The sequence below is a fragment of the Paenibacillus sp. FSL R5-0908 genome (assembly GCF_038006245.1).
In the GTDB taxonomy this organism is placed as follows: Bacteria; Bacillota; Bacilli; order Paenibacillales; family Paenibacillaceae; genus Paenibacillus_AQ; species Paenibacillus_AQ odorifer.
Genome location: NZ_JBBOUV010000001.1, coordinates 4,823,221 through 4,848,897 on the forward strand (window position 1 = coordinate 4,823,221; position 25,677 = coordinate 4,848,897).

At 42.0% G+C, this 25,677-nt stretch carries 26 protein-coding genes; 6 read left to right on the top strand and 20 right to left on the bottom strand.

The genetic code is table 11. The annotated features are described in order from the left end of the window. Nucleotides 1-220: 220 nt before the first annotated feature. The gene (locus MKZ09_RS21955) at nt 221-1,210 is read left to right on the top strand and encodes a ketoacyl-ACP synthase III (protein WP_076201562.1); all 990 of its coding nucleotides are present in this window, start codon (nt 221-223) and stop codon (nt 1,208-1,210) included. Nucleotides 1,211-1,223: 13 nt separating this feature from the next. Here MKZ09_RS21955 and MKZ09_RS21960 read toward each other — a convergent pair whose 3' ends face one another. Continuing rightward, nucleotides 1,224-1,805 carry a LysE family transporter gene (locus tag MKZ09_RS21960; RefSeq protein WP_076134401.1) on the bottom strand — a complete coding sequence of 194 codons (582 nt, stop codon included), beginning with the start codon at nt 1,803-1,805 and terminating at the stop codon, nt 1,224-1,226. A 114-nt stretch (nt 1,806-1,919) separates the two neighbouring features. Here MKZ09_RS21960 and MKZ09_RS21965 point away from each other — a divergent pair, with 114 nt between their 5' ends. Further along, nucleotides 1,920-2,474, top strand: a complete 555-nt coding sequence (locus MKZ09_RS21965; protein WP_076201560.1) for a helix-turn-helix domain-containing protein — start codon at nt 1,920-1,922, stop codon at nt 2,472-2,474. A 17-nt stretch (nt 2,475-2,491) separates the two neighbouring features. Here the strand turns inward: MKZ09_RS21965 and MKZ09_RS21970 are convergent, their stop codons facing one another. Further along, complete coding sequence (locus MKZ09_RS21970; protein WP_076201559.1) at nt 2,492-2,767, bottom strand: hypothetical protein; 276 nt, start codon at nt 2,765-2,767, stop codon at nt 2,492-2,494. A gap of 30 nt (nt 2,768-2,797) precedes the next feature. Then, the gene (locus MKZ09_RS21975; protein ID WP_076201558.1) at nt 2,798-3,025 is read right to left on the bottom strand and encodes a hypothetical protein; all 228 of its coding nucleotides are present in this window, start codon (nt 3,023-3,025) and stop codon (nt 2,798-2,800) included. Between the two features lie 187 nt (nt 3,026-3,212). On the opposite strand from MKZ09_RS21975, the gene MKZ09_RS21980 reads away from it, so the two are divergent. Beyond that, nucleotides 3,213-3,839, top strand: coding sequence for a glycoside hydrolase domain-containing protein (locus MKZ09_RS21980; protein ID WP_076201557.1), 627 nt, complete (start codon nt 3,213-3,215; stop codon nt 3,837-3,839). 525 nt (nt 3,840-4,364) lie between these two features. On the opposite strand, the gene MKZ09_RS21985 is transcribed toward MKZ09_RS21980, so the two are convergent. Together MKZ09_RS21985 and MKZ09_RS21990 are read right to left on the bottom strand one after the other, a co-directional pair. Then, nucleotides 4,365-6,191, bottom strand: a complete 1,827-nt coding sequence (locus MKZ09_RS21985; protein ID WP_076201556.1) for a M56 family metallopeptidase — start codon at nt 6,189-6,191, stop codon at nt 4,365-4,367. Further along, complete coding sequence (locus MKZ09_RS21990) at nt 6,191-6,580, bottom strand: BlaI/MecI/CopY family transcriptional regulator (protein WP_076134397.1); 390 nt, start codon at nt 6,578-6,580, stop codon at nt 6,191-6,193. The genes MKZ09_RS21985 and MKZ09_RS21990 overlap by 1 nt, the downstream gene beginning before the upstream one ends. A 274-nt stretch (nt 6,581-6,854) precedes the next feature. Between MKZ09_RS21990 and MKZ09_RS21995 the strand changes: the two genes are divergently transcribed. After that, a complete protein-coding gene (locus MKZ09_RS21995) occupies nt 6,855-7,244 on the top strand; it encodes a hypothetical protein (RefSeq protein WP_076201555.1) in 390 nt (129 codons plus the stop codon). A 137-nt stretch (nt 7,245-7,381) separates the two neighbouring features. Here the strand turns inward: MKZ09_RS21995 and MKZ09_RS22000 are convergent, their stop codons facing one another. The 14 genes from MKZ09_RS22000 to MKZ09_RS22065 form a co-directional block, all read right to left on the bottom strand. After that, a complete protein-coding gene (locus MKZ09_RS22000; RefSeq protein ID WP_076201554.1) occupies nt 7,382-8,257 on the bottom strand; it encodes an amidohydrolase family protein in 876 nt (291 codons plus the stop codon). Then, nucleotides 8,244-11,414 carry a GNAT family N-acetyltransferase gene (locus tag MKZ09_RS22005; protein ID WP_076201550.1) on the bottom strand — a complete coding sequence of 1,057 codons (3,171 nt, stop codon included), beginning with the start codon at nt 11,412-11,414 and terminating at the stop codon, nt 8,244-8,246. The genes MKZ09_RS22000 and MKZ09_RS22005 overlap by 14 nt, the downstream gene beginning before the upstream one ends. 251 nt (nt 11,415-11,665) lie before the next feature. Continuing rightward, nucleotides 11,666-12,841, bottom strand: a complete 1,176-nt coding sequence (locus MKZ09_RS22010) for an MFS transporter (protein WP_076201547.1) — start codon at nt 12,839-12,841, stop codon at nt 11,666-11,668. Nucleotides 12,842-13,020: 179 nt separating this feature from the next. Next, nucleotides 13,021-14,040 (bottom strand): LCP family protein, encoded by a 1,020-nt coding sequence (locus tag MKZ09_RS22015; RefSeq protein ID WP_076201544.1) that lies wholly within the window; start codon nt 14,038-14,040, stop codon nt 13,021-13,023. Between the two features lie 30 nt (nt 14,041-14,070). After that, a complete protein-coding gene (locus MKZ09_RS22020) occupies nt 14,071-15,192 on the bottom strand; it encodes an FtsW/RodA/SpoVE family cell cycle protein (RefSeq protein ID WP_076201541.1) in 1,122 nt (373 codons plus the stop codon). A gap of 138 nt (nt 15,193-15,330) precedes the next feature. Beyond that, complete coding sequence (locus MKZ09_RS22025) at nt 15,331-15,864, bottom strand: hypothetical protein (RefSeq protein ID WP_076201538.1); 534 nt, start codon at nt 15,862-15,864, stop codon at nt 15,331-15,333. Between the two features lie 90 nt (nt 15,865-15,954). Further along, nucleotides 15,955-17,340: a sensor histidine kinase gene (locus tag MKZ09_RS22030; protein WP_076134389.1), complete on the bottom strand. Its 1,386-nt coding sequence runs from the start codon at nt 17,338-17,340 to the stop codon at nt 15,955-15,957. A 3-nt stretch (nt 17,341-17,343) separates the two neighbouring features. After that, complete coding sequence (locus tag MKZ09_RS22035) at nt 17,344-18,048, bottom strand: response regulator transcription factor (RefSeq protein ID WP_076134388.1); 705 nt, start codon at nt 18,046-18,048, stop codon at nt 17,344-17,346. Nucleotides 18,049-18,185: 137 nt separating this feature from the next. Continuing rightward, nucleotides 18,186-19,268, bottom strand: coding sequence for a Gfo/Idh/MocA family protein (locus MKZ09_RS22040; protein ID WP_076201535.1), 1,083 nt, complete (start codon nt 19,266-19,268; stop codon nt 18,186-18,188). A gap of 17 nt (nt 19,269-19,285) precedes the next feature. After that, a complete protein-coding gene (locus MKZ09_RS22045) occupies nt 19,286-20,203 on the bottom strand; it encodes an AraC family transcriptional regulator (protein WP_248548564.1) in 918 nt (305 codons plus the stop codon). 2 nt (nt 20,204-20,205) lie between these two features. Then, complete coding sequence (locus MKZ09_RS22050; protein ID WP_076134386.1) at nt 20,206-21,204, bottom strand: Gfo/Idh/MocA family protein; 999 nt, start codon at nt 21,202-21,204, stop codon at nt 20,206-20,208. A gap of 189 nt (nt 21,205-21,393) precedes the next feature. Further along, the gene (locus tag MKZ09_RS22055; protein WP_076134385.1) at nt 21,394-21,753 is read right to left on the bottom strand and encodes a GIY-YIG nuclease family protein; all 360 of its coding nucleotides are present in this window, start codon (nt 21,751-21,753) and stop codon (nt 21,394-21,396) included. Between the two features lie 42 nt (nt 21,754-21,795). Continuing rightward, complete coding sequence (locus MKZ09_RS22060; RefSeq protein WP_038572158.1) at nt 21,796-22,275, bottom strand: DUF6530 family protein; 480 nt, start codon at nt 22,273-22,275, stop codon at nt 21,796-21,798. Between the two features lie 190 nt (nt 22,276-22,465). Continuing rightward, the gene (locus tag MKZ09_RS22065; protein WP_081394157.1) at nt 22,466-23,020 is read right to left on the bottom strand and encodes a GNAT family N-acetyltransferase; all 555 of its coding nucleotides are present in this window, start codon (nt 23,018-23,020) and stop codon (nt 22,466-22,468) included. A gap of 116 nt (nt 23,021-23,136) precedes the next feature. Here MKZ09_RS22065 and MKZ09_RS22070 point away from each other — a divergent pair, with 116 nt between their 5' ends. Together MKZ09_RS22070 and MKZ09_RS22075 are read left to right on the top strand one after the other, a co-directional pair. After that, nucleotides 23,137-23,718, top strand: a complete 582-nt coding sequence (locus tag MKZ09_RS22070; protein WP_076134383.1) for a LysE family translocator — start codon at nt 23,137-23,139, stop codon at nt 23,716-23,718. Nucleotides 23,719-23,737: 19 nt separating this feature from the next. Then, complete coding sequence (locus MKZ09_RS22075; protein ID WP_076134382.1) at nt 23,738-24,508, top strand: AraC family transcriptional regulator; 771 nt, start codon at nt 23,738-23,740, stop codon at nt 24,506-24,508. On the opposite strand, the gene nagA is transcribed toward MKZ09_RS22075, so the two are convergent. After that, the gene (gene nagA, locus MKZ09_RS22080) at nt 24,497-25,645 is read right to left on the bottom strand and encodes an N-acetylglucosamine-6-phosphate deacetylase (RefSeq protein ID WP_076134381.1); all 1,149 of its coding nucleotides are present in this window, start codon (nt 25,643-25,645) and stop codon (nt 24,497-24,499) included. The genes MKZ09_RS22075 and nagA overlap by 12 nt on opposite strands. Nucleotides 25,646-25,677: the final 32 nt, after the last annotated feature.

Sequence of the window (25,677 nt, forward strand, 5' to 3'; positions counted from 1 at the left end):
TAGTAGATATTTTAGATACGTTGATTTTGTTACATTTTTAGTAATTTATAGAATTTTTTACTAATTAGTGTTATGCTTTGCTAAGATAATAAACGATAACATCAAATAAGTTTTGGACAAACAAGCTTATAGAAATGAGCGGGCGTTGTTAGGTAAACAGATACTTTTAGATTACTTAATGTAATGTGATTTCAAAATTATTACAAGGAGTGATCATGCTATGTTAGAAGGTATCTCGATAAAACAAGTCTCCATTTATTGTCCTGAAAGCGTGATTAACAACCAATATTTTATTGACCATTTTCAAAAGCAAGGCATAGATATTAAGCGGATTCTTAAAAAGACAGGCAGAAAAAAACGCCATGTAATTGAAGGAACAAAGGAGAACTCGTTGACGATGGCGATTAATGCCGCTCAACAAGCCATTGATGCTGCTTCATTAAAATCTGCAGATATAGATCTGATACTTTTTTCCAGCTCAACTCCGGAATATTTATCACCAACGAATTCCTTGCTTATTCACAAAGCTATTAAAGGTAAAGATGATACGCTTTGCTATGACTTAAATGGAAATTGTATAGGAATGTTTATTGCGGTTGAACAGGCTGCTCGTACTTTATACGATGATCCTGATAGAGATAGAGCGTTGGTTATCGGTTCGGATTTTTTAAATTTATGGGCTGATCCTTCACATCCAATAACATATTCAATTTTTGGCGATGCCGCCGTAGCCCTGATTTTAGAAAAAGATCATTCAGAGAGTGGGTTAATTGACGTAAGGTATCTTTCGGACAGCCGTTTTACAGAGGAAATTGTATACCCTGCTCAAGGATTAGCTAAGTCTTTGCGTGACGGGGCTGAACACCGCTACTTACACTGGGGGAAATTCAGCGGTATAGACAGTGTACGATTTGCGGAAGTGTCTATTATTGAATTATTGAACAAACATCACCTAACATTCGAGGATATACAAGTTTATTGTTTTTCACAATTCACATTGGCTAATATTAAATTACTTCAAGCTAAGCTGAACCTGGATCAACATAAAATTATTTATGTAGCCGACGAATATGGCTATACAGGCACAAGCAGTCCCTTTCTGGCCTTATATTGTGCTATTGAACATGGTTTGATCAAACGTGGCGATAACTTATTATTTTGGACATTGGGATCAGGTTATCAAGCCGGTTCAATGTTATGGCGTTATTGACATGAGGCTTCATTCATCCTATCACTATCGAAACTCCACAATACACTAACAACAATCCCATCAGTATATTAAATTGACTTCTATATTTAGATATCATTTTTTTGAAAAGAGAACCACATAAACACCAACTAAAAGTGCCCATAAAACCGATGAAAGCTAAGACTATAGAGTAACTCAATAAGCTAAAATAGGAAGAATGAGAGGTAAGAATAAATGTAGATGTAACTGTGATTCCATATAATATCCCTTTTGGATTAATAAATTGTAAAAGCATACCCGCAATAAAGCTGTTGTGTTTATCGCCACTTCCATCACTTTCTTGATGTCTACTTGTAATAATTTTAAATGCTAAATAAAACATGTAGACTCCGCCTATCACAGCCATACTAGATTCAATCTTAGGGATAAAATTAATCAGAAGTATATTAAAATAGCAACATAATAATATAATCACGAAAAAACCTGTGCCCACTCCTAAACTGAATCTCATTGTTTTTCGTAAACCAAACTGGTTTGCAAAAGTCATTGCCATAATGTTATTAGGTCCCGGAGTAAAGCTAGCCACAAATGCATATAAAAACAAAGAAACAATCACTGAATTACACCTCGTTGTATGTTATAATGTATTTATTGGACGTTATAACGTCCTTACGTGCGTTTTATTGTATATCTTGGTCGTTATAAAGTAAATAGGGATGGGAGGATTACCGTGGAAGAGATAAATCAAATCATTGCGGAGAATGTAAAAAAGATTAGAAGAAGTAAAGATTTAAGCCTGGAAAAGGTCGCAGAATTAACAGGGGTAAGCAAAACGATGATTGGTCAAATCGAAAGAGGCGAATCGGCACCTACCATTACAACCATTTGGAAGATCGCGAATGGATTAAAAATTTCATTTTCTGCGCTGATAGATTACCCAAAACCTGACACAAGATTAATATTAAGAAATGAAATTCAACCATTGCTTGAAGACAACGGAAAATATCGGGTGTATCCATCTTTCCCATTTGATGAAAGCAAACGATTTGAGGGGTATACAGTCGAGATAGACGAAGGTGGATACCTTGATGCCAATCCGCATATGGAAGGAACTGAAGAATTAATCACTGTATTTGATGGTGAATTGTCTTTGCGTGTTAATGATAATGAATATCTATTAAAATCTGGTGATTCTATCACGTTTAACGCAGACAAACCCCATGTATATTATAATCCAGGACAATCATTGACCCGTTTAAGCATGATCTTATACTATTCTAGTTAGCAATAAAACCAAGGTTTTTAAACCTTGGGATCAAATCTTACTATGATATTGTCTCCAAAAAAAGGAAGGTCGTTTGTTTCGGCATATTTTTGCTGCTCTACGTCAAAAAGTGCCTTGTACAACAATGTTTTGGCACCTGTTTTACGATCTATCATTATGAGGAAACCTTGCTGATTGGACCGAATCAGCAGAAAATCCTCGTCCATTCCCTCCACTAAATAATTATCCGAATTACCACCTAGAGTGTTCAGATTAATCGTCTCCGTTACCTTCCCTGTTCCATCTTCTATCAATCGTAATATTTTCCCATCGGTAAGCAGGAGCTAATCGCCAGCTATTTTCACATTGTCACCATAACGAAGATGGTATCCTACACTTGCGTGGCGAATGACCATTCCATCCTTAATAATCATCGTATACCATTTATTATTGATAGGTGGTTCTTCGTAAACATCTGTTACGGTTAGATAGATTAGACCTTTTGGCGTCTTCTGAAAATCGAACTGAACAGCATCGAATAACTGCGAAGTATAGATGTAATTTAATTCCAAAGTTTCCTAGTAGTTAACAATAATAGTAAATTCCAAAATCGAAGTCTCTCCTTCTATTCTTCCTCTCAATCTGCCTCTTTTTCTCTCATTTCGTTGTTCTCCCAAGAATATGTGAAAGTTTTCTCATATATTGATAAGGAGGTTGGCGCCAAACCTTAAACAAAATAATTGAAAGAAGGCAATTACAATGGCTTTAGGTTGTGATACAGCTACAAATGTAACAGCAGCAAGATTAACTACACTTAAAAATAATAAATTCACATTCGTTTGCCGATATTTGAATCGCGTTGAAGGTTACCAGGATGGTCTCACCTCAGCTGAGATTACACGAATTTCAGATGGGGGATTATATATCATATCCCTTTATCAAATCAGCAAATCACTCGATCATTTTACAAAAGCCAATGGTGTTAAAGATGCTGAAACGGCTGTAGGCTTAGCAAGTGATTTGGGACAAACCAGCAGCACTCCGATTTATTTTGCCATAGACCGCGATATGACTTCTACCGAAATCACAAACAATATAGTGCCTTATTTTCAAGGCATAAAATCAGTGCTAGACAGCAGTACTAAAAATTCCAAAGGCTATAAAATGGGTATCTACGGATCACGAGCAGTCTGCTCTCATATTCGAGGCACTAATTCCGCTACAACACGTTACGCCTTCATCGTAGATAATGACTGGCAGGGAACCTTCGATGATTGGAACCTGCGACAATATAATTTCAACACTGAGGTAGGAACGAGCACTGGCAAAATCAACGTAGACTATGTAGAGTCCTCCTCACATAGCGGTGGAGGCTGGAAAAAGTAATGTATTCCTCTTTTATCGGTGACGAGGCGTTATACTAATGCAGATGATGATAGATTCAAATAAAGTCTCATTATTAAAAAAATAGTAAAAAGACAACCAGGCATTGATTATCCGATTATTGGAAAAGCTCTGCCTGGTGTTTTTGGTTTGTAGCGGAAGTTTAAGCAGATAATGATAAATCGTAGCTATCCGACTTTAAGGTCTTCTTTGGGCAATCCTCGGAGAAAAATCGCTGTAACTTTATGCAACCTATGAGATAACTGCACTTTATACACTTATTTCGTCTGTAAAAGGCTAAGTTCTCACTTTAACTGTATTCTATACAATTAAAAATCACCGTTATCAGCTTTAGCGGCAAAAAACTAAAAAATAGGTGTACAAAATACAACTATCTTCATGAGCGAGTTTTTCGAGCGAAAATAGCTGTACAAAATACAATTAAAAGCCGATACATATTAAATTCGACGGCTCTCCACATAAAAAAGGGGCGAGATCTTTGTAGATCCCCCCCTGCTCCACTTGCCCCTATTTTGAATCGCCCATTTGATCATATGCTGGATCATACGTCCACTTCAGGCCGTTGTCCTTACTCGACAGATAGATGGTACCTACAGTATTGCCCTCTTTGCTGAGCAGAATAGGATACAATCCTTCTTTTCCATTAAAAATAGGAGAAAGCGGCGTTTTTTGATATTCGTTAAAGGTTTCCGGAAGGGCTACCACGAGCTTTTCCATTGACTGTCCCTGATCTTTGGTCCAATAAATAACAGGCCCATTATCTTCATAATATCTGAACCCTAAGAATCCGATATCCTTGTTAGAAAACCCTGCCCCGGCTAAACTTTCCGCGTATAAATCGTTAGGATTTCCAAGCTCCATCCATGTCTTCCCGCCGTCAGAGGTCTGGTATACATAATTTAGCGAACGTCCCACACCTGCAGAACCTCCGGAGACGATCCAACCATTTTGCTTGTCAGTAAACCCGATGAACTTGGCATCATAACCCTTTGCACCTTCAATGTTGTAGTTATTCCATGATTTTCCCATGTCATTGCTGATTAATACATGTAGAGGGGATTCTTTACCATCCGCAAATCCATATACAATTGCAGTTTTGTCCTCGGAGATATAAAATCCGGTATCCGCTCGACCCATCCCCATTTCAGTTCCAGTCGTATCAAGTTTTAAAGGCGTTTGCGCTTGGATCTCCCCTTTCCGATAGGAGACAGAGACATTACCATCCTCGTCCATGGAATACGCATTCCCAGCGTCATGCACAACAACTTGTTCGCCACTAGAGCTGTAGGAATAGATAGTACCTGGTTTGAGCGCGATATCTGTAAATTGGCCGGTTAGGTTGGTACAGGCTGCAAGCACTGCTGTTACACCAACCACCATTAAGACCGCAAGAAATGCACCTACTCCGTTTCGTTTTTCTTTCATATTTAAAATACTGCCGAATCGCTGCTTCATCGAGTATTTTCCTCCTGCAAAATTCGTTGATAAAGCTACATGCCGAGTAGTATTACTTTGCATAACCGATAAAATAGCTTCGCAGTATTTCTTTCGATATGCTGCATTTTGCTTACGTACAACGGTGTCATCACAATAAATTTCAATTTCGCGGACAGCTTCGCGTGCCATGAACCAGACCAATGGATTAAACCAATGCAGTGCCTGCACAATCAGTAGCAGTAGCTTATATATGATGTCATGCCTTTTGTAATGGACCAGCTCATGTTTTAAGATAAACTCCAGCTCTTCGTCACTATATTGATCATGCGGCAAGAATAGTGTTGGCTTGTAAAAACCCATTAGCATCGGATTCGGAACTTTACTGCTTATCAGAACCGGAATGGCGGGTGTTACATGCATTTCTTTAGCGACTTGTTTGAGCTTGGAGAACATATCCTCACTCTGAAGAGGGCTGCTCCAACGTAATACCTGTTTTCTGAAAAAGAAATAACTCAGCAAATGATACCCTAAAAAAAGCACAGCTCCAATAACCCAGATGTAAGCTAAAATATTAATTATAGAAGGGATATGGATTACATCCCCTGTCTGGACCGGCTGAGAGATTACTGGCGCATCCGCCTGCAAATTCTGGGACGCTGATCCTTGAAAGACTGTTGCTATGGCCTGGCCTTCGGGTAGCTGAATCGCCACAGGAGGATTGGTAAAGGAAAAGTTGAATGGCAACAATAATCGCAAGGTTAGGATCAACCATATCCAATAGCTCAGCTTAGCCGAATAATGTTTTCTTAACAAGGGAGTTAATGTGATCAAGCCGATAATAACTAAACTTAGGGTCACAGAAATAACCAAAAAATCTGTAAAAAGACCTGTTATCATCAGGATTCCTCCTTATCTACTCTATCGAGCATTTCCCGCAACTCAGCAAGATCGCTTTTATCAATCGCCTTCCCGTTGTATAAGGACATTACCATATCCTGCACAGAGTTGCCAAACAGCTTTTCAAGCGTAGACTTCCCTTCGCTCTCTTTATAATCTGTCTCAGAAATTGCAGCGAGATAACGGTTGCTCCGCCCTTCTTTTTCGCAAGATAGAAAACCCTTTTCAACCAGCCGTGACAGCACTGTCATCAAAGTTGCAAGCGCCCAGTTACGTTTATCCCCCAGTTGATTCAAAATATAAGTGGAGCTAACCCAACTCTCGGCTCGCCAAATCACCAGCATAATTTCCAGTTCAGCATCTGGCAAGCGTTTGATTTTGTTATTCATCCCTATTTCTCCTTGTTATACATTCGTGTAATACATTCATTATACAAACGTGTAATTAAAAAGCAAGCACATTATTTCTAAAATATGTATACCTTCTTAGACGTTTATTATTTTAATAAAGGTTTCACCAGTCCAGTAGCAAATATAAATAGAACCCTAGGAACTTTTATAAGATTCCAACAATGAAATAACCAACGCACACTCAGTTGAAATTTATAACTATTTTGGAAACTAAGTGATGGGTCTGCATTATTCTTAAGTAAGGAGGTCAGTTATGAAAAAATTTAGTATTCTATCATTTTCACTGATAATTTTACTGATTTTATTATTTGTATTAGTCAGACCCACGCAGAAGATCGTAAGTGTCCATCTTGTATCCGAAACAACAGAAATCACTTATACTGACCGTGAAAGCCTTCAAATCTTCGAAGATGCTATAAGAACTGTAAAAAAAGTACGCGGGTCTGTAGATGTAGGTGAACCAACTTATCGAATGACTGTTACTTACGCTAATTCAAAGGTGGTCGGATTCAGCCTTTATATGGATTTTACAACGAAAGATGGTTTCCTGATTAAAGCTAGCAATAGCGAAAAGATGCTGGATTTAAGAAATAAGAATTCGGTTGAGCTAGCTGATCTGTTAAGTAAAAAAAAGGAAGATTAAAATTTGGAAACTCAATCTAAAAATAGGCATGGTTATCATACAAATGTAAAAACAAGCCATCCTTTAATACTAACTAAGGATGGCTTGTTCGTAATTATATTATTTTCCTGCGCTTCAGATATACTGTCCCGCTCCGCTCAGAGCGCTGCAATTCTCTGCTGGATGCGTGGAAATAATGCAAAGGCATTCTCATAAAATACTTTCTCGTGGTGCTGCTCAGGCACAAGTCGGCGAACGAACTCCACATAGAGATCAATAGGCGCGAGTGGCCAATCGGTACCGAACAACATTTTTTCATAGTGATCAGAGTACACCAACGCCCGGCGAAAATGATCCATAAACAGGGGTTCATTCATGAACCGCTCAAAATGAGGCTGATCACCAACAACGAGACCAGACAAATCGGCATAGACGTTCGGATTCTTGGCGACCACTTCAGCAGCATCCATCACCCATGGATCGCCTAGATGGCAGATCATAAAGTTCACGTCGCGCCGTTGGAACGCTAGTTCGTCCACGGTAAGCGGATGCGCATACTTAAGCAATCCATTCATCGAATACGTATCACCGGTATGAATAACCACAGGCATGCCGTACTTGGCCGCCAGCTCATAGATCGGCGAGTAGATTTTGTCATAAACGTAATGATGATAGTACCCGGCATAGAGCTTAATACCAGCTACCTCAGGAGCTTGCAGCCTTGCCTCAATTCGGTCCAGCTCATCCAAAGCATCCTTTCCTCCGAGCATATTCGGATTAATGCCCACGCATTCCATTAAGAATGGCGGCACACTGGCTTCCAAGTCGAGTCCCATCGGATTGGGAGAGGCAGAGTCAGGAAAGGCTCCCTTCGTCTGCTCCGTGACCCCCATACCAATGCCGAGAACAACGTCGTTCTTGTCAAACTCCGCTTTGAGCCCAGCAGCTGTGTAATCAACTTTGGAGAGGTCCAGTGCTGTCCGATGAAAGCTATCGATGTCCGACAGATGAATGTGAATATCAATGATTGGCATTTATAGTCTCCTTTTTGTCAGAAGCACTAGCAAAGGTCACCTTCATAAGATTACGAACTATCTCTGGATCCAGAGCGAGCTCTCCCATGATCATGAAGGTCGGCTGTGTCCAAGCGGTTTCTCCGTTCAGAAGTAGTAGATGGTGATTCACACCATATGTGAATACCTTATTGTTCACGTAAGACATAGCTCTCTGATTAGGATAACTATGCACCACATGCAGCATGTCTTTACGCGAAGTTGCACCGATTCGGATAAGTCCCTTGGATTCCAGATGGGCTTCGACCTTCCCGATAGGGAAGTTGCCTTCCTCTGGGAGCTCCATCCAGCCTTCCGAATAGATTGGTGAAGGCTTAAAGTAACTATCCTCGGATAGCGAATAATGCGGCAGCGTCATTCCACTTTCATTGGTTACTGAAATCAACACACAGAGCACAGGAACTCCGGGCAGCATGAGGTAATGCTGATTGATCGTGATCCCCCGGTTTGCTTCCTGCTTCTCCATCGAAGTGGTCAGTCTCAGTCCCTTCCAGACGTTACCGTGATCATCCATCTGCTCCGTCCAAGCTGCGCTTCTTGGCTCCTGCAACCGGCTAAATCCGCCTATGCCAGAAATACCCACACCGAGTCCACCATGCCAAGGATTCCACCAGGAACGTGGTTCAGCTTTCGGAAAGGTGCTGTCCAGCCACTCTTCTCCTTGGTGCTTCAAGGAATGCACAACGCTGCCGAAATCAGGAGCAGCTGCAATAGATAGAACACCGTTGCTCACTGTGTAAATGGGACCCGCAGGTCCTTCTTCTATCTCACAAACAATGCTTGTTTCCGATTGTGGAAACCAGAGGCCTGTTCGCTCTTGAATGCGGTCCTCACCGCGATAGACGACCCGGACCTTACGGCCAGATTCGTTGTGTTCTGGTGATTCTGTATCCTCAGTAGAGAGCTCAAAACCCGCGGAGTGCAAGTTTTGTCCTCTTTGCAACTCCATCTCTGCGACACTTCGCTCCGCTTCTCCATCAGCCTGTACATACAATTCAAGGCTTCCATCAAGCGGTGTCATCTTTCGTTCGATTAGCTCGGCATGAAGTGCCCCTGCCGCAAACGGATTTCCACCGCCAAGCGTTAGCTCAAGATGGTCATCCAACACCGGTATGACCGAATTCTGCTGTTTTAGGGCAAAGGCGCGGAATTCCGACCACTTAAGGAAGGTGTTAAGAGCAAAAACCATAGTTTTTGTCCGTACGACATCTCCAGCGGAGATTCGGCCAAGATTATGCTCCAGCCCAAGCGGGTATTCCGGACGAAGCAATTTTAGCGAAGAATCCCAGCAGATTCCGCATGTGACGTTCTCTTCCTTGCAGAACAACCAGTTCTCCGTAATTTGTGCACTGTCCCAAAGACTTGGATCGCCTGAGTACGCATCGCCCATGTCCACGTATTGGCCCTGATATGGCAAGATGAGCTGTTTACCGAAAAAGCCGAAATTCGTCAACAGATACATGTCTTCTTCCAGGATGTCACTATTGGTATTGCAGACCTCGCTATAAAACTCAGCGATTCCGTTAGCAAATAGCTTAGCCACTCTTTTTATCTCAAGACCCGGAAATTCTTCCGACTCGTAAAGAGCTTCGAGAACCTGACTCTCCCCTTCAGAATAGATCTTTACTTCTTTGGCCTGTTTCTTAGAGAATTCTTCTGCGAACGGCTTGCCTAACTTCGGATGGGTCAACCAGAAATTATGGCTCGAGCCGGGATATTCAATCCACATTCCATTGTCTGTATTATTAAGATGAATAGAGTAGGCGCCATTCACAGCCACCCACTGATCCCCGTTTTCCCCACCAAAGCGGCCATGCGTTCCCTTCATTAGAACGGATAGCTTGCTGATAAAGGTGACTGCCTTCTCTCCAACCGGAACGGCCGTTACCTCAATAGCCTGTGAATAAAGACCGTATGAATTTAGGGTAAAGGGTACTTGAATAGAAGCCTTACTCTTAGCTGGAACAGTAAAGCTTACAGTACGATCCGCCCACATCAGGAATTCGTCTTCGGGCAAATCAAAAGAAAATTCTGCTTCTGCAGCAAAATTATTCTCCACATTAAGGTACAGTTCCGAAGGAAGGCCCAGATACAGTTCCCTGTGTGGCAGCGCTATCTTCATCTTGAGTGGGAATTTAGGAGCAACGCCAATGCGGAATTCAGCACGCTTGCCACCGATGATCCACTTACTCATAACAACGGGGTGTGTCTTCTTATCGTTCTGCTCTTCCCTAACCGAATCAAGCTCAAAATCACCTTCCACGATAACCGTTTCACCTGGTGCTAATGTTCGCGCATCAGATAGAGCAAACCGGATATTTTTATCGTTCTGGCCTTCGATCTCAATGGCCAGCTCAGACGTCGAACGATTCTTGATGCGATAGCGGATCTTGTAGGTCGAACCAAACACTAGATCATGATCATCAATCTCTGTAGAGATTTCATAGTCTGGTGTATCAAGAGCGGTCAGACCACGGCCAGTCTTCTCGAATTCCGCCCGCAAGGAGAGTTCTCCCTTTTGCCAAGTGTAATCAAAGAAATCAAAGCCACGCTCCTGGCGGCCATCTGGCTGGATTGGGAGTTCACGGGTACTGTCTGCATACCAATCCAGTTCCTCAAAATAAGGAGCAAGTGCTTCCGTTTGCAGTACTGTTGGAATGAAGTTCATCAGATGGACGTAATCTTCATTTTTCTCCCAAAAAAATCCGCATTTCTTATACATCGGTACGGCTTTCGTATTACCTGCCCAGGTAAACAGATCAAGACGTGGCCAGCCCGCTTCTATTGTTTGGCGAACAGCGTTCAGAATCAGATTGCGGCCGACCTTGTATCCGTGATAATCGGGGCGTACATTCAATAGCGGGACATATAAAGCCCCTTCATCTTGACGGTAGTGGGCGAAGCTGCAGAAGCCGACTACCTCTTTGCCATCAACGGCAAGAAAGGCATTAAGATTGGACGAGATCTCCATCTCACGGCGCACACTGTCCTCAGTTCTCTGATTGGTGCCTCCGCCCCAGCTTTCGTTGCTGCGGTTCCACATTTCTGCGACCGCCCCAGCATAAGAAGAATCGTATTCGATAATGCGGATTTGTTCCGCTGTAGTTTTTACAGTCATGCTTTCATCTCCTTATTCCTCAAAAAAATATGAGTATGTATCGTATACAGTTATTCTGGATAACCTCTCTACAACATATTGAAATAACTCCTACGAGTTCTTATTATACTATTAACTGGAAGCTCAATACGAGGTAAAAAACTCTTTCTCCTTATTTTCTACATAAACTCACTGCCAGCAGAAAGCTACAAAAAAAGCTGTCGAGTCACCCTCGACAGCCTGAAGCTGCTATTAGGAGCAGCCTTTCTTCTTTAACAACTCTCCACACGATCCGCCGCTCTTTTCTTCATATTAGCGAGACCTACAATACATATCAACAGTACGCAGATAGAATAAGGAAGCGCCATATTAACGGTGTATAAGGCCGTACCTATAACTGGCCCTATGAATGACCCGCCACCTTGCAGGGCAGCAATAAAGGAAGCAACGCTTCTTTGCTCATGGTCTTGAACCGCCATTGAAGCCCCCGCACTGTAGCCGAGCAGTGTAAAGCCGATGCCAATACCCAAGAATGTAAAGTCTACATACGCAAATCTGATGAACAATAACAATCCCAGCAAGCCTAAGGCAACAAATAAGAGTCCTACAAGCAGCACTTTTTTAGGATGCCATTTGAGATACTTACTGATTACAATTTGCGAGAGCACTACCATTATTCCCGAGATCGCCAGCCCCATTCCAATTAACTGAGTGGCTTGCTGAGTACTGTAACCCAAGCTATCCTGCACAAAAAATCCGATAGTAACCTGCACGATATTCAGAGCAAACGAAAGCAAAAGTCCAATCCATAAATAGAGGCGTATACGTCGATCATTGGGGGAAAGTGAAATCGCCTGCCGCTCAATCTCAATATTCTTTTCTTTAGGAATAAACACCAGAAACAATATAGCCAAGGTGAACAATAAAATAGCTGCCGCGTACATTGGTGAGGTCAGGCCCAGTGAAGCCATTCCTCCACTCATTGCGGGTCCTACTACGAAACCAAGACCGTTGGCCGCACCAAATAATGCCATTCCTTGTGTACGGGTTTCTTTTGTACTCCAGCCCATAACATAAGCTTGTGCTAATGCCGGAATTCCTCCAAAGAAAAAGCCAGCTATTGCGCGAAGTAAAAAGAAACTCCAAAACAGACTCTCTTTACTCTGTGCATTTACTGCATAATCAGCTAATAGTGCAAAAATGATGAGTGTCGCCATATAGACGAACATAATCGAAGCAAGCAGCCACTTTCGGCTCATAAACGTTTGTTTTTCCCAGAAATATCCTCCGAGCAGCCAACATAACCCCGCCACCGATACTAAACATCCTGATTGAAAATCACTCAGCCCCAAATTTCGCGCAAGCGGACCAATAATCGGATTAAAAGCAGCTATTGAGATCATCCCTGTAAGTACGATGAGAAACATAATCCCCCGTCTGTATTTCATAAAATCCCCTTCTCCTCTCAAGTAAACCAGAAACAATATACGATTCGTCATAATCGCTGTGTTTATGGTACTATGCATGGAAGCCAGGCCTCTACCTCTTGGCGGATTACTTTACTGGTTAGCGGGATTTATAGTAAAACAAATAAAAAAACCTGCTCTTAAGAGCAGGGTTATAGATGTTAATCCACCGTCCCAACATTCTCCAAGTGTAATGAGCTTTCGGAGCTGACGCCTGCTTCCGTACTCAGAGTAGTAAGTGCTTGTTTTAGATCCTCTTTATTCACATAGACATACGGACTCTTCCAAAGAGACTCCACATGTAAGGAATTAATACTCTCTGGTTTAAGTTTAGGGAAGTTGAATAACCACTGCTGCAGATCTGCTTGAGGAATATCCGTCTTCACATTTTCACCAATGATATCCAATATATTTCCCCATTGGGACACGCCTTGGAAATTTCCTAGCTTATCCAGAATCTGCTTGATTACTTGCTGCTGCCGATCATTGCGCTGGAAATCGGAGGATTCAGCCGTTCCTTGATTCGATTTACGGTACCGCACAAAATCAAGAACTTGTTGGCCATCCAGCTTTTGCAAGCCTTTCTTTAAATCGATGTGTGTACCATCTGCCGTATCGGTATATTTCATATCCATATCGACATCTATAGTCAGTCCGCCAAGCAAATCCACGGTCTCCTGCAACACATCAAAATTCACCACAACCATGTGATCAATCGGCAGACCGAGCAAATTGCTGAAAAACTCTTTTGTATTCGGAATAGCCTCTGTTTTGTCTTTTATGTAATGATAAGCATAATAATAATTGGCTTTACGGGAAGGTAACGATTTAGGTTTTAGCAACAAATCCCTGGGTAAAGATAAGAAACTCGTCGACTTCGTGTCCGGATTGAAGCTGACAAGCATCAGAACATCGGTATTCATTACCCCACCGCCACCGTCCCGGCTATCTACCCCGGCAAGCAGAAAAATCATAGGTTCAACCGATACGGTCTCCTTTTTTTCCTCTGGAGCAGCAGTGGGTTGGACGGTGACTGGAGCTGCCATACGCTGTATCGCATCATCCGTCTTTTTGTATAAATACCCTGCATATACTCCAATCGCTATAATAGTTGCGCCTAAGACAAGACCAATGCTCGTCAGAATTTTACGGGTTGTTGTCCACTTGCGTTTGTTAGACATAATTTCCTCCACTCAGTTCCAATAGCTTATTCAATCAGCGCTTTCATCCTTATGAACTTTAACACTTAGCACTATGCCAATCGCAATCATATTAGTAAGCAATGAGCTGCCTCCATAACTAATAAAAGGCAATGAAATCCCCGTCAGAGGCAGCAAGCCAATATGCATCCCAAGATTAACGGAAACTTGAAAGATGAACATAGCGATAAACCCGGTGACAATATAGGTACCCGCATGCTCCCTACTATCCAGCGCAATAAAGATCATTCGGTACACGAGCAGCAAATAAAGCATCAGCAGCACGGATGAACCTATAAAACCGTATTTCCCCCCGATGACTACATAGATCGAATCGGAATACGCATATGGAATATATCCTTTTCGCAAAAAAATACCCTCACTGCCCGATAATCCCCCGGAGCCAATGGCTATCATTGCGTTTTTCACATGCCAAGATTTATCAGGATCGCTCTGCGGGTCCAAAAAGGCTTGGATTCGTGACAGTTGATGGGGCTCGACAATCTTGGATAACAAGTCGAAGTTAGCATAATACAGCCATAATATCGTGCCGATAGAAATAATCACAACACCAAGGATCAGAATCATATATAGAGCACGGATGTTACCAATCCACAGCATACTAAGTAATATGCCAGCAAATACGAGTGCTGTACCCAAATCGGGCTGATCCATTATTAAAATGAAAGGAATTAAAAAAACGAAACAGACCGGCACTAAATCTTGAAAAAACCGCAGCCGCTGGCCCTCTCGTGTACCTAATAGATGAGCAATGAGCAGCACCGTACATATTTTAGCCAGCTCGGAGGGCTGAAGCTGAAAGCTCCCAATGCTTAACCAACGCACGGCACCATTGAGGTTTTCTCCAACCAGCTTGACTAGTACTAGTAAACCTATGCCCACGCCATAAAAGAGATACGCTAATCTGCCTAATAGAATCTTATAATCTACCAAAGCAATGAATAACATGGGTAGGGAAAATAAAGCAAATAAATACACATAACTTATGTAAAGACCGTCTAACCGCGTATCCGAAGTCGCTTCATAAATAGCAACAGTACCCATGCCAACTAAGCAGGTGGTGAGAAAAAGTACGGATCTGTCCAGCTTTGCAATTTTGGTAGAGATAAGCATTTACAACCTCTATTTAATTTCTGTAGTTTTCTTGTTGTGTACGGGATATATACATGAAAATGGGCATTATAAATAATCCGCTGAGCACTTTTACTTCTTTTTTCTCAATGCAGCGCTACGGATGATTAGGTTAAATGATTACCTCAGATCATATTTGCCCTGATATGCTTTCTTCGATAACAGCTTAAGTTTATCTTCACTTAGCGTATAAATATCCAGACCATTCCCAGCCTCACCCAATGACCAGCCCAGTGCAAGCTCGTTATGGCCATCTTCATCAACATCAAAGAATCCGGCATAATCCAGACCATACCCAAACCCCTCAACCTCGGAAATCTTCTGCCAAGCTTCATTTTCCTGCCTCAACAACATTGCTTTTATAGTGTATCCTTTGTTTTTACTGTACTCATACACAACTACAGCTTCGTCAATTCCGTCTCCATCCATATCGCCAAAGGAGATGGCATTATCTTCTTGTCCCTTCATCGGAGTTATCAATTGAGCTTTGTCTGGAAGCCACTTAATAAATTCCTGGTTCGTTTTGTCTCGCTGCAGGTTTGCTTCTGATGATGGAGGTTTAATCAGCTCTCCGGGTGTCGCCGGGACTCCGCATCCACCGAGCAAAAATAAAGTTGTCAACAGGGTACCTATTTTTATGAATTTGCTCGGCATTTGGATCATCGACTCCTCGCTTGTCCGCATATATAGTATTTTATCTGTGAAAGAGATGAAAGTGGTTATGAAATAGTTAAATTTGAATTCTTATTCTATCGGTAAGTCAAATTGAACAATCGTTCCTTTACCTAAAGTGCTGCTTATTCGCAGCTCTCCATGATGCAATTTAATGATCTGTTCCGAGATGGATAATCCCAAGCCGCTGCCCGAAGCCTGTTGATCCCCTTTGTAGAATTTTTGCCGCACATTCTCTAAATCCGTCTCTGCGATGCCTGAGCCTGTATCCTCTACAGAAACCACGACTTTTCCTGGAACCGTATGCGCGGTGATAAAGATTCGACCTGATGAACCAGTAAATTTGAGTGAATTATCAATGAGATTAATCATGACTTGCTTCACACGATTCTCGTCAGCTTGAATCACTGGCAGATCTTCTTCTATTTTCACATCTAGTGAGATGCCTTGTCGGGTCGCTCTAGGGGTAAGTTGTCTGCCGATATGCTGCAGCAGTTCTGTTAGATCCACAGATGTGAAGTGAACGGCGATTCTTCCGTTATCCAACTTGGAGAAATCCAACAATTCATCCACCATATGAGTTAACCTGTCACTTTCGGATTCAATAATATCAAGCCCATCATAAAACAGAGGTTGATTACTCACCTCACTCGCCTTTAAGGTAATTGCCCAACCTTTGATCGAGGTCAAGGGTGTTCGCAGTTCATGGGATACGGAAGCGATAAAATCATTCTTAAGCTGTTCACTCTTGGAAATCCGGCTTGCCATCATATTTAACGTATCTGCCAATGAACCAAGCTCATCTTGATAGCGCTTATGCACTCTGATGCTGAAATCACCTTCGGTCATCTGATCTGCTGCCTGCTTCAAATCTTTAATTGATCTGGTTATGGTCCAAGACAGTAATAATCCAAGTAAGGTGACAATGCCAATGACGATGATCCCCACCCCGATCAGTAAAACCGTAATCTGTTTAACTGTATGTATAGTTTCCGTTAAGGACGTGATAAATCTGACTCCCCCCACGATGTTTCCATTCGCTTGTAAAGGATAAGATACCGCGTAAATCGCTTCCCCTGTATTAGGGTCCGCACCTTTCCAACTGCCGGGCTGCCCTTTTATTGCTGATTGCACATCTATGTACTCAGTCATCGTTAGATCGCCTTGAAGGCCATTTGAATCCTGCAACAGCCGGCCTTCAACATTAATAATCTGTACCTGTGCATCGGAATGACTAGCAAAACCCTTCAGTAACCTATCCGATTGTTCCTCCAAATCCTGGTCCCCAAAGTATTGCTGAAAAAAAGAAGCCGATAGCTCTGCTTGATTCATCAGGGTTTCCTCTATGTTATGAAAATAATAATATCGCACAGATACATTAAGAATGATTTCAAGAATGAGCACAGTAAGACAGATGACTACAAAATAGCTTCCTACTAATCTTTTCTGAATCCCCATTCTTCAACCATCCTTTCTAAAGCGGTATCCGAGCCCCCATACCGTCTCAATCCAAAGCGGATTAGATGGATCCACCTCAATTTTCTCTCTTAACTTACGCACATGAACATCTACCGTCTTAGGATCTCCAATATAATCCTCTCCCCAGACAAGATTCATTAATTCATTCCTAGAGAGTGCTGTATCCGGATGCTCCAGAAAGGTCTTCATCATCTGAAATTCCTTCGGAGTTAATTCAATGCTGTCATCCTGCTTAAACATCTTGTTTGCATTCAGATCCAGCCGAATCGGTCCAGCTTGAAGTATCGTTTTTTGCGGCTTTAGAGCTGATTCTGTACGGCGCAAAATAGCTTTAATACGTGCTACCAATTCTAATGGATTAAAAGGTTTAACAATATAATCGTCAGCACCCATTTCAAGGCCATTGATTTTGTCCAAATCCTGTCCACGTGCGGTTAAGAAAATGATGATGACCCCAGCGTCTTTCTCTCTTAGCTTTCGGCATATTTCGAACCCATTAGAATCAGGCAACATGATATCCAGAACCATAACATCTGGACGGCTCGCCTCAAAGCTCTGCAATGCTTCTTCTCCACAAGCAGCTTCACTAACCACAAATCCCTTATTCGTTAAATTTATAGATATAAAACGTCTAATATTATCGTCATCTTCCACAATAAGCACATGATTGCGATCAATAGTATCCACTTTTCCACCCCTATTACCCAGAGTCTAAACAAGTAAAAAAACAAAAAAACTCTCCCGGTAAAGAGAGAGTCTTGTCTCAGATCCCTATAATTAAATCACAAGTGGATATTACTCTAAATCACTATAGTTGTCAAAATCTAATCCAGATACACAGCTTTGCCGGTCTGCGCCGATTCATAAATAGCTTCCAATATTTGCGAAACAACAAAAGCCTGTTCAGGAGTTACAACCGGGTCCTTATCCTGTTCAATCGCTTCAATCCACTTTCTTAATTCTATATCCGGAGCACTTTCAGCTTTTCCTTCATAATAGGCAACGCCGCCTGCCCCAAGCTCAATTTTATTAGTGTACAGCTTGCTGAATTTCTCTCCGTTAATTCTAAGTCCGTCCTTCATATCTGCGCCTGCTTCCGTCCCACTTAAGCTGCATTTCGCTTCATGTACGTCTAGTGAATTCAGAGCCCAGCTCGCTTCCAGCATGATTGTTGCACCATTCTCCATTACGACCATTCCAAAGGCTGAATCCTCCACGGTGAACTTTTTAGGGTCCCACGGTCCCCAGGCGTTGGCGGCTTCTTCCTTTTGTGAAAGCTCATGATATTTAGTACCCAGCACAACCTTTGGTTTATAGTTATCCATCATCCAAAGAGTTAGGTCCAGTGCATGGGTTCCGATATCGATAAGCGGACCGCCGCCTTGTTTCTCTTCATCAAGAAATACTCCCCAGGTCGGTACAGCTCTCCGTCTGATGGCATGTGCTTTTGCAAAATAAATATGACCAAGCTCTCCGGACTCACAGGCTTTTTTCAAATATAAGCTGTCCTCTCTGTACCGGTTGTCATATCCAATGGTCAGCTTCTTGCCTGTACGTTTCGCTGCTTCAACCATTCGTTTGGCATCTGCCGCTGTCTTAGCCATTGGTTTTTCGCACATCACATGTTTTCCGGCTTCTAGTGCAGCGATTGATATTTCCGCATGGACATCATTAGGCGTAAGCACATGAATAATATCAATGGATTGATCTTTTAATAGTTCAGTGTAATCCGTATAGACAGTAGCTTTATTACTTCCGTATTTCTCCGCTGCTTCTTCCGCACGTTCTTTAATAATGTCACAAAAAGCCACGATCTCAACCTTACTTTGTCTGCTCAAGCTTGGAAGATGTTTGCCATTCGCAATACCACCACATCCAATAATCCCTACACGAAAAACCTTACTCATATCCTTCACCCTCACCTCTAATGGATTTGTTTACTGTTTCGATAAGTTGCCGGTGTCATGCCTAACCGCTTGCGGAAGACAATATGCAAATAGGTAGCATTGGTGAACCCTTCCGATTGTGCGATTTGTTCTATCGGATAATTGCTTTCTTCAAGCTTGCGGCAGACCGCTTGCAATCGAATGTCCTCAAGCGCCCTACTGAATGATTGTTCTGCATTTACTTGCTTAAACACCCGCTGCAGCTGTCTTGAACTAATATTCAGCTTTTCTGCAACATTTTCTAAGGTAACCGTTCCTGAATAATTCGCTTCCATATATTGCATTGCGTATTGATACCGGTAAGTCAGCATATCTCTAACCGGCGCCTCCGTGCGGATCCCGCCTGAATCATACGCTCTAACGGCCTTTAATAAAATACTGATCACGAGATGCTTAATTGAAGTATAATATCCGGTCAACTTCCCATCGCATGCTTCGTACGCTTCTCGAAAACACTTCATAGCCCCGTGATAGTCTTGTGCTGGGACCAAGGGTAAACACTTCAGCTTCTCCACACAGGTCTCAGCTTCCGCAACCTCCCAAAGATCAGCATCATCCCGGATCCTCTTTTTGATGTCAACATGCAGGCATAACTCTTCCATGGATTCATCTGCAGCTGCCTCTTGACGATGCATAACACCTGGTCCGGTTAGATAGAACATTCCCTCTGACAGAGGATACTTTTGATCCCCAAGAATGACTTCTCCCTTCCCGCGCGGAATGAAATGAAACTCAAATTCAGAATGATTATGGAACTCGACTACTCTGCCCGGTGGAAAAGAAGTCAAATGAAATCTAAACACTGTAATCTCGTAATGTCCCCATAGAATCGTGATATCCAATCTTTCAAGCATGTCCTGCTTCTCAAACATCATCTCATAGGGAAAGCTGCTCAACGTTAAGTCCTCCCAATCGGAATTACACAGCCTTCTTTAGCCGAGCGGTTCGCCGCCTCCATTAATCTGGTAAGCTCAACTGCCATTTCAACATTTTGAGTGGCGAGTGTATTGTTTTGAATATGATCAACCCATTGATGGAAGGCGCTTTCACGATTGCTTTGCAGGACTACTTCTTTCCAGCCTTCTTCTTTATCCGTGGATTTGTTCGTTCTAAGAAGAAGCTTATTCTCTGGTGTTCCGTAAAGCAGTGTTCCTTCAGTTCCATGCACCTCAATAGTAAACGGCGAATGACTATTCACGAAACCAGCCTCCACCACACCAATTGCTCCAGAATCCGTAAATAATGTCACTACAGCATTATCTTCCACTTCTTTACCGGTTACATACCCAAAATTAGCACTTACCCCAGTCACATCTTGACCTAAGAAAAGCTTCGTCAAATACATGGGATGACAGCCAAGATCAATCAAAGCTCCGCCTCCACATTGCTCCAAGCTAAAGAAATGATCAGGAAGCCAGCTTTCCGTTGCTCCGTTATGGGATAAGCGAACTCTAACGTAAGTAATCTTGCCGAGCAGTTCCTGACTTAGAATCTCTTGAATAGTTAATGTATAGCCGTCATTTAAACGAGGCAAGGAGACCGTTAGCTTCACTTTGTTCTCGTTAACTTCTGCGATAATTGCGTTAACTTCTTTTAACGTTGGGGCAATAACTTTTTCTGTAAAAATATGTTTGCCCGCCTTGGCCGCAGCCACGATTACATCTCTATGCATATTCGTTGGTGCATCCACGATAACGGCATCTATATCCTCTTGCGCAAGCAGATCATCCAGTGATTCAAAAAAAGGAATATTCAAGCTTTCCGCAGCTTTGTTCCCACGCTCTACGTTTTCGTCCCAAACTGCAGCTAATACGGTATCTTCATGCTCCTGAGCTTGCTTGGTGTAATCCCATGCATGCACATGCCAATAGCTGAGCTTACCAATTCTAATGGTCATTTACTTGTGCCTCCCGTATATATGTTATTCTGACATCTGCTATAAAAATAACACATAATAAACAGCTTTTTTAGTAGGAAAATGCGACAAAACATATATAATATTACGACACATGAAATCCGTTGTGAAATACGATCCTTAAAAAAAGAAACCCTTGCTATGAAAGCTAAAGGTTTCTTTATACTTGGCTTAATGGGTAAGTGGCTTATTATATCCTTTGTCATCAAAGGGCTGCAATTTCTCGAACCACTTCTTTTTCAACAGTTTTAGCTCCCAGCGCACGTCGGTTACGTCTTCTGACTCCTTCTGCTCTAACACCTCATAGCTGAAAGCTTCTGCTCCAAGTTCCTTCCAGTCCTTTTGCAGCTCCGCATTCGCAAATCTGCCCATATCTAATTGCATCTGTATAGTCATCCATTTATTCTTCAGGTTGGGATAGCTGTCAACGAATATTTTTCCGCTTATTTTGTTTGTAATTTGAATAGCACCCATGTACGTCTTGAGCTGTTTATATTGCTCCTGAAGTTCTTTACGTTTACTTTTGTCCATTATGATTTATGATTCTCCTTTCACAGGCCATTCTGCTAAATTTCAGTACCCCATTTCTTTTAATAAACGGGACAATACCGAAAGCCGTTCTCCGATCATTTCACCATCATCACTAAGCGCCTGAGCGAACAGCTTAATATCATTATCAATCATGGGATTATCTGCACAGACAGATACACTCATTGCATCTCCCTGCAGTCCAATACGATCAATCATAGGGCTCTCGGGATCATACATTTTGGGAAACCGATAGGCCTCTTGAAAATACAAACTACTTCTGCAAATCAAAATTGCCAGGTCAAGCACACGGTGCATTGGCAGCTCTTCGGACTGTCTCGACCATTTGTCCCCTGTATGTCTCCATACCTTTGCTGAGATGTCGACCTTTCCTCTATCATTCCATTGAGCTAATCCTAGGGACAGACCTTTTGCATCTGTGTCCCCGGCATAGCGGCCATCAACCTGCTCGTAATTTTCTGACACGACTACAGGTTTATGTTTTAGAGTTGTTGGAATTTTCATGATTAGTCACTCTCCATTTTATGATTTACTAATTTACTGATTTACTAAATTACTAATTTACTAAATCTAAGATTTATATTACCCGGCAAAAGATCATCTGTCAAACGACAATACACCCGTTTTATCCAACAAAACAAAAAATCCCTCTGCGCGCAGCAAAGGGACTGTTATTCTCATGAAAAATATATCTCTAGCTTAAATGATCACTCACATTACACAACCAAACCATATGGACAGAATCAGGTCCCCAATAGTCTTCTACTACTTTATAAGGCTGCCCAAATTTACGTTGCCACTTGACCTGTGCACGTTTATAACCGCTGTCCAGACAAAACTGCTCTACCCCTTGCTTTTTTAGAAATATCATCATTTCCTTAATTAAGGCTGAACCCACACCTTGGCCCTGATAACTTGGCATAATGTATAGACTGCCCAATTCCCCTATTTCATCTAACTGATGATCTGTGCAGGTTTGAATATCTTCGCCACAAGGTCCAAAGGAAATTGTACCGACAACCTGCTCTTCTATTTTTGCAAGAAGGAAGTAAGGCTCCCCAGTCGTAGTATCCAGTGAAGTCATCACCATTTGCTTTTTATGATCAATTTCACTTTGGATATCCTCTTGTAAATGATCAAGCCCTTCTTTTTGAAAAGCATCTGGGATTGAAGTTTCAAAAACAGAGCATGTGGATTCAAAATCAGCTGGAGAAAGCGTGCTTATGGTCATTGGATTACTCTTATTCATTGATTCGGACACCTCTTCTATTCCCGGCCGGAATTCTTAAAAATCCTGCAATAATATACTATCAGCATTCAGACTGAAAGGTTTATATTCAGAGAACTACTTTACTGGAGGTCACCATGAATATATTGTCCTTTCTGATCTATTGCGTTGTCGCTACATTTACACCCGGTCCTACCAATATTGTTATTCTTTCTTCCGTGCAGCATTCCGGGGCTAAAAAATCAATGGGGTATGTATACGGATCCACGCTGGCTTTTGGTTTATTACTTATCCTTTCTACTCTGCTGAACCGTGTTCTAGTAGAAATCATTCCAAATATCCTGATCTTTATGCAAGTCATTGGGAGTTTATATATGCTCTACCTTGCTTATAAAATCTTTAAAATGGGTTCAATGGAAGACCAGCCTGACCCAAATGCCAATTTCCGCTCAGGCGTGCTTATGCAGCTTGTGAATCCTAAAGTGCTAGTATTTACACTAACGGTTATTCCCAACTACGTAATGCCATTCTATACCTCTTCGCTTGCCTTGTTTATGTTTGTTATAATTATAACTGTGATCGGATTTTTTGCATTTACGACATGGGTTGTATTTGGGACAATCTTCAGAACATTTATGAAAAATCATCAAAAAGTTCTAAATACCGTGATGGCACTGTTTTTAGTATACTCAGCCATTATGATATCGGGAATCCTATAAAGTCGCGGAGGTTAAGAACGTGGAGAGATTTAACTATAAAAAGTCAGCAGAGATCCTGTCCTTATCCGCCAGCCTTACTGATTTCACCTATAAAAAACATTGCCATGAAGAATATGCAATCGGTGTGACCCTTCGTGGCATTCAGCAATATAATCTCGACGGTAGTTTGCAGTCCTCTCATAAAAATGGCGTAATGTTGTTTAATCCGGAACAAACGCATGATGGCAATGCGTATGATAAAGGTGGCATTGATTATGTCATGCTTTATATTAAGCCAACCCAAATGCGAGAGATACTAGGAAAAAAAGAACTCCGCTTCGCCACTCCTATCTTATACGATGACAAATTGGCGCAGTGCATATTAGCCCTAAACCATGCCATCCAGAATGGCAAAGAGGAGTCTTTGTGCAGTGAACTGTTATTCACTCTGGTTCATTTAGTATCGAATACTGAAATAGTTACCGATCGCAGAACGAATAATAAATTTCTCAAAAAAGCAAAGGAAATGATGTACTGCAGTTTAGACCATGTGCTGAAGCTGGACGATCTCTGCACAGAGTTTGGTCTGTCCAAATATCAGTTTATTCGCGAGTTTAAGACATATACAGGAATATCGCCCTATCAATTTTTCTTAAATTGCAAGGTAGAGCGTGCCAAGCAGTCCATTGAGAGAACTAAGGATATCTATGCAGCTGTTGTAGATTGCGGATTTGTGGATCTAACTCATCTGAACAGGCATTTTAAAAGCGTGTTCGGAATAACCGCCCATGAATACCGGTCACAGCTGTAAGATTTGCCCGCCTACCATTGTCCAGAGCACTTTGAATTCATCATCCAAGAGAACCAGGTCAGCATCCAAGCCAGAGGTGATCGTCCCCTTTTGTTGAAGTTCAAGAATATTGGCAGGTGTAGTTGAAGCCATTTGTACGGCATCTGTCAGCGAAATTCCAGTTTCTACAGTATAACGTAAGGCTTCATTCATGGTAACTGTACTGGAGGCCAGCGTGCCATCTTCCAATCGCGCTATGCCACCAGATACCGTAACCTGATGTCCTCCAAATATATAATTCCCATCCCCTAACCCCATTGCTTGTAACGCATCTGTGATCAAGACCATTCCTTCTGGTCCTTTCATGGTATGCATCAGTCGGATAATTGCAGGATGCAGATGAACATTATCCACAATAGCTTGCAGGCTTACATGTTTCTCTTCAAAAGCAGCAACCACAATCCCCGGATCTCGATGATGGATCGGCCGCATGCCATTAAAACAATGCGTAACATGACTTGCCCCAGCGGCAAAAGCTTGTTTGGCTTCTTCATATGTGGCATCCGAATGAGCAATCGCTATCACCACTCCCCGTTCTTTCAAAAAGGAAAGAAGCTCCATGCCTCCCGGCAGCTCAGGAGCAATCGTAACCATTTTTATGAGTGATCCAGCTTCTTGGAAAATGAGCTTCATTTCCTCTAAGTTAGGATGCCGCAGATACTTTTCATTTTGCATTCCTTTTCTTTTGGGGTTTAGATAAGGTCCCTCTAAGTGAATGCCTGCGATCTTTGCTCCCACTTCATGCCCAATTACACGTTTGACACTACGAATCATCTCTAAAAGATCCTCCATCGTAGAACTCACAGAGGTAGCCAGAAATGAGGTGCAACCAGATGCTGCGCAAGCCTTCGACACTTCTTGAATACTCTCTTCAGTACCGTCCATCATATCAAACCCGTTAGCGCCATGAATATGCACATCTATCATACCGGGTACTAACAAATGCCCTCCGCCATCAATCCGTTCATACTCACCCTCTGGGATAGAAATATCTCCTGAGTCTATCTTCATCACTTTTCCTTCAGAAATCCATACATTAGCCGCTGAAACTATACTATTCTGAAGCACTACTTGTACATTTTGCAAAATATAAGTCATAAACATTCTCCTCCATTCGTTATCACTCTTGA

Bases quoted from the DNA above. Each gene is read 5' to 3' on its own strand.
- MKZ09_RS21955 (WP_076201562.1), top strand. From the start codon at position 221: ATGTTAGAAGGTATCTCGATAAAACAAGTCTCCATTTATTGTCCTGAA.
- MKZ09_RS21980 (WP_076201557.1), top strand. From the start codon at position 3,213: ATGGCTTTAGGTTGTGATACAGCTACAAATGTAACAGCAGCAAGATTA.
- MKZ09_RS21985 (WP_076201556.1), bottom strand. From the start codon at position 6,191: ATGATAACAGGTCTTTTTACAGATTTTTTGGTTATTTCTGTGACCCTA.
- MKZ09_RS21990 (WP_076134397.1), bottom strand. From the start codon at position 6,580: ATGAATAACAAAATCAAACGCTTGCCAGATGCTGAACTGGAAATTATG.
- MKZ09_RS21995 (WP_076201555.1), top strand. From the start codon at position 6,855: ATGAAAAAATTTAGTATTCTATCATTTTCACTGATAATTTTACTGATT.
- MKZ09_RS22000 (WP_076201554.1), bottom strand. From the start codon at position 8,257: ATGCCAATCATTGATATTCACATTCATCTGTCGGACATCGATAGCTTT.
- MKZ09_RS22005 (WP_076201550.1), bottom strand. From the start codon at position 11,414: ATGACTGTAAAAACTACAGCGGAACAAATCCGCATTATCGAATACGAT.
- MKZ09_RS22010 (WP_076201547.1), bottom strand. From the start codon at position 12,841: ATGAAATACAGACGGGGGATTATGTTTCTCATCGTACTTACAGGGATG.
- MKZ09_RS22015 (WP_076201544.1), bottom strand. From the start codon at position 14,040: ATGTCTAACAAACGCAAGTGGACAACAACCCGTAAAATTCTGACGAGC.
- MKZ09_RS22020 (WP_076201541.1), bottom strand. From the start codon at position 15,192: ATGCTTATCTCTACCAAAATTGCAAAGCTGGACAGATCCGTACTTTTT.
- MKZ09_RS22025 (WP_076201538.1), bottom strand. From the start codon at position 15,864: ATGCCGAGCAAATTCATAAAAATAGGTACCCTGTTGACAACTTTATTT.
- MKZ09_RS22030 (WP_076134389.1), bottom strand. From the start codon at position 17,340: ATGGGGATTCAGAAAAGATTAGTAGGAAGCTATTTTGTAGTCATCTGT.
- MKZ09_RS22040 (WP_076201535.1), bottom strand. From the start codon at position 19,268: ATGAGTAAGGTTTTTCGTGTAGGGATTATTGGATGTGGTGGTATTGCG.
- MKZ09_RS22050 (WP_076134386.1), bottom strand. From the start codon at position 21,204: ATGACCATTAGAATTGGTAAGCTCAGCTATTGGCATGTGCATGCATGG.
- MKZ09_RS22055 (WP_076134385.1), bottom strand. From the start codon at position 21,753: ATGGACAAAAGTAAACGTAAAGAACTTCAGGAGCAATATAAACAGCTC.
- MKZ09_RS22060 (WP_038572158.1), bottom strand. From the start codon at position 22,275: ATGAAAATTCCAACAACTCTAAAACATAAACCTGTAGTCGTGTCAGAA.
- MKZ09_RS22065 (WP_081394157.1), bottom strand. From the start codon at position 23,020: ATGAATAAGAGTAATCCAATGACCATAAGCACGCTTTCTCCAGCTGAT.
- MKZ09_RS22070 (WP_076134383.1), top strand. From the start codon at position 23,137: ATGAATATATTGTCCTTTCTGATCTATTGCGTTGTCGCTACATTTACA.
- nagA (WP_076134381.1), bottom strand. From the start codon at position 25,645: ATGACTTATATTTTGCAAAATGTACAAGTAGTGCTTCAGAATAGTATA.